3 protein-coding genes are annotated in these 3706 nt (G+C 60.3%); 2 read left to right on the plus strand and 1 reads right to left on the minus strand.

Features of this window, described 5'->3' with window-relative positions; all coding sequences use genetic code 11:
* The coding region (locus EOA75_RS30410; protein ID WP_127325884.1) for a FecR domain-containing protein at positions 1 to 579 on the minus strand (579 nt) is incomplete at its 3' end.
* Between the two features lie 672 nt (positions 580 to 1251).
* Between EOA75_RS30410 and EOA75_RS30415 the strand changes: the two genes are divergently transcribed.
* On the plus strand, positions 1252 to 2466 hold the full coding sequence (locus tag EOA75_RS30415) for a glycosyltransferase family protein (RefSeq protein WP_066994049.1): 1215 nt from the start codon (positions 1252 to 1254) through the stop codon (positions 2464 to 2466).
* A 1-nt stretch (position 2467) separates the two neighbouring features.
* Positions 2468 to 3706: glycosyltransferase family 4 protein (locus EOA75_RS30420; RefSeq protein ID WP_164747679.1), on the plus strand; the 1239-nt coding region annotated here is incomplete at its 3' end.

A 3706-nucleotide genomic window follows, 5' to 3' on the forward strand; every position in this document is an offset into this window, starting at 1 on the left:
GGTGAGCACAGATCGATTGACCTTGATAACGTCGGACATCGCGCCTGACGGCGTCGCGACCACGCAATCGCAGCGCCGCTTCAGTTCCCTGCATCCGCCGCCGCTGCAGAATCGGGCCGACCCCTTCAGCAGCACGACGGCGGTTTTGCCGTTGGGCGCGATGTGGACATCGAATGCTGTTCCCCGCACGCCTATTGTGCCTGCGGGCGTCACAATCTGGTAGGCGGACGAAGGCGAGTTCCCGCTTATCCAGCGAAACGTTCCCTTGGCAGCGCGGATGGTGAGCTTCTTCACCGAATTATCATCGTTGAAGACGTATTTGTCGAGGACGACGGAAGAACCCCACCCCACCGCCAGCTTGGTGCCATCCCGGAACACGAATTGGCCAAGCCCGGTATTGGATGTCCTGATTCGTTCGTCCCGATGAACGGGTGCGCTGACCACCAGTGGTCCGGTTGCGCCGGTAACGGCAGTCTTGATCACGACTGCCCGGCCCACTGCTTCGGCGGCTATGGTCGGTGTCGCATTGATGAGATTCGCGGCAAGCGCGACAACTGCAGCCCACCTCAAGGACGGCATGGCATCCTCCCCGAAACGACTTTATTAGCACATGCTTGAAAGGCTGTCCCCGCGGAGTCATACCTCAATTTGAGTAGGATATGGCTCTTTCGCTTGGGCGACGCTCGAAGGCACAATCGTCGACGTTAGGTCCTGCGCTTGGGTGGGCCGCGCGGGTTGCCCCCTCGCTCATCGGGTCGGATGTGGGATAACGCCAATGCTGTTACTGAATTCGTCTGGCTGAGGGACAAGGCGATGTTCTGCGTGGGCGGCGCGAGAGCGCCCGCATCTGGGGCATCGATCATGGTTTGTGTCGGCGCGCTGTCTTTGAAGATCTTCAGCCCATTCTTGGGCAGTTTAGCCGCGTCGGCCACGAGGGAGGAGCGCCATCGCCCTGGCCGCTTTTCTGAAAGCAAGCAATCGGCCAGCCCGCGACCCGTCTCGATACAAGTGCATGTATCCGCCGTGATCTATCTGCAGCGCACGAGGCCGACAAGGCAAATAGGCTGGGCATCGCATCCAATGTGCATAGCAGCTGAGCAGACGCTGCTCAGCATATGAACCCTCTTGGGTAATATAATTTGAAAAAATTGCTCCCTCATGTTCAAAACAGGGCGATAGACCCGCGAGAAATGGGTTCGAATCCTGCGGGGGCCCGCGGTCCTCAGGCGAGAATTCTAAAGAGGTTCGACAATGACCCAGCACGTACAAGATGCTCGAATTCTCATGTACAGCCACGACACGTTCGGGCTCGGCCACTTGCAGCGCTGCCGCACGATCGCGCATTCCCTGGTCGAGGATTTCCACGGACTTCAGGTGCTTATCATTTCGGGCGCGCCTATCGCCGGCGCCTTCGACTACCGCGCCCGCGTCGACTTCGTGAAGATCCCGAGCGTCATCAAGTTGCGCAACGGCGAATACACCTCGCTGGAAAAGGATATCGATCTGCATGAGACGCTAAGAATGCGCCAGTCGATCATTCGCCACACAGCCGAGACGTTTCGGCCGGATATCTTCATCGTCGACAAGGAACCGCTCGGGCTGCGCGGTGAGATCGAGGACACGCTGTCCTACCTCAAGACGCGAGGCACTACGCTGGTGCTTGGCCTGCGCGAGGTGATGGATGCGCCGCATCTGCTGGAAGCAGAGTGGGAACGCAGGGATGTGATGCGCAAGATAGGCCTGTTCTACGACAAGGTCTGGGCCTACGGTCCGCCGGATTTTTACGATCCGTTGACCGGCCTGGATGTGCCGCCGGCTATCAGGGCAAAGATGAAGTTCGTCGGTTTCCTGCAACGGAGCCTGCAGAAGAACGAGTTGCCCGGCCACCGCCCCGAGGGCGACTATATCCTCGTTACGACCGGTGGCGGCGGCGACGGCGCCGATCTGATCCACAACGTTATCGATGCCTATCAGCAGGATCCGCAATTGCAGCATAGGGCGCTGATCGTGCTTGGGCCCTACATGCCGGCGCGCAAGCGCAACAAGTTTCTTAAGAAGGGGTCCAAAATCCCGTATATCAAGATCATCGAATTCGACAACCGCATGGAAGAGCTGATTGCCGGCGCCAAGGCGGTAGTGGCGATGGGCGGTTACAACACCTATTGCGAGATACTGTCTTTCGACAAGCCGGCGCTGATCGTGCCCCGCGTCAAGCCGCGCGAGGAGCAACTGATCCGCGCACGGCGAGCAGCCGAACTCGGTCTCATCAAGATGCTTTCCCCGGAAGAAGCTGAGGATTCCCAGCGGTTTGCCGATACACTGAAGGTGCTGCCGGATCGGCCCCGCCCATCGCAGAGCAATCCGCACCTGAGGCTGGAAGGGCTGCCTCATATTTCCGCAATCGTCGCGGAACTGCTCGACCGGCGTGCCGGCCATCACCTTTCGGTCATTGAAGGCATCAACTGAGTTGCAACCTCGCAAGATCGTCGTGGTTCTGAAGGGTTATCCGCGGCTGTCGGAAACCTTCATCGCGCAGGAGCTGCTCGGGTTGGAGCGAGCGGGGTTCGACCTGATACTCGTCGCGCTGAGACGGCCGACCGACACAAAACGCCATCCGGTGCATAACGAGATCAAAGCGCCCGTCCATTATCTGCCGGAATATCTGCATGAAGAACCGATGCGGGTGGCTCGCTCGCTGTTTGCTTGTCTGCTGCGGCCAGGCTTCTGGCGCGCGTTCGGATCGCTGGCTACCGACATCCCTCGCGACTTTACGCGCAATCGCGTACGCCGCTTCGGGCAAGCGCTCGTGTTGGCGGCCGAATGGCCGGAAGATGTGGGCTGGCTGCATGCGCATTTCGCGCACACACCGGCATCGGTGACACGCTATGCCAGCCAGCTTCGCGGTCTGCCCTGGAGCTGCTCGGCCCATGCCAAGGACATCTGGACTTCGCCTGACTGGGATCTCGCCGGCAAGCTTTCCTCGGCCCGCTGGACGGTCACTTGCACGAAAACCGGCTTCGACCGTCTGAAAAAACTCGCTAACGGCAACTCGTCTTTGCATCTGAGCTATCATGGGCTCGACCTTGATCGCTTCGGCAGCTTCCGCGAGGCGCGGAAACAGCATGACGGCTCGGCACCGGACGAACCGGTTATCGTTCTGAGTGTCGGGCGCGCCGTTGAAAAGAAAGGTTACGATACCTTGCTGGAGGCTCTTGCCCTCCTGCCTGGTGATTTGGCGTGGCGTTTCGAGCATATCGGCGGCGGCGAGGAACTGGAACGGCTCAAGGCGCTGGCGCAAAAGCTCGGCCTGGATGGTCGCGTCTCTTGGAGAGGCGCGCTTGCTCAGGAGGAGGTGCTTGAGCACTACCGCCGCGCCGACATCTTCGCCCTGGCCTGCAGGATCACCGCAAACGGCGACCGGGACGGTCTGCCGAATGTTCTGGTTGAGGCGGCCAGCCAGCGGCTTGCCTGCGTGTCGACCGATATTTCCGGCGTGCCGGAGCTTTTATCTGCGGATGAAACCGGGCTGCTGGTCCCGACAGAAAACCCAATTGCCCTGGCACAGGCGCTGGAGCGCCTTATCCGTGATCCCGTGCTGCGCGCCCGCCTCGGTGACGCTGCAGAGTGGCGCGTGCGCGCCAATTTCGATCATCTGACAAGCATTGGGCAGCTCAAGGAACTGTTCGAGCGGGAGTGGCGGGGCGCC

Source organism: Mesorhizobium sp. M1A.F.Ca.IN.022.07.1.1, assembly GCF_003997575.1.
Classification (GTDB): Bacteria; Pseudomonadota; Alphaproteobacteria; order Rhizobiales; family Rhizobiaceae; genus Mesorhizobium.

Bases quoted from the DNA above. Each gene is read 5' to 3' on its own strand.
- EOA75_RS30415 (WP_066994049.1), top strand. From the start codon at position 1,252: ATGACCCAGCACGTACAAGATGCTCGAATTCTCATGTACAGCCACGAC.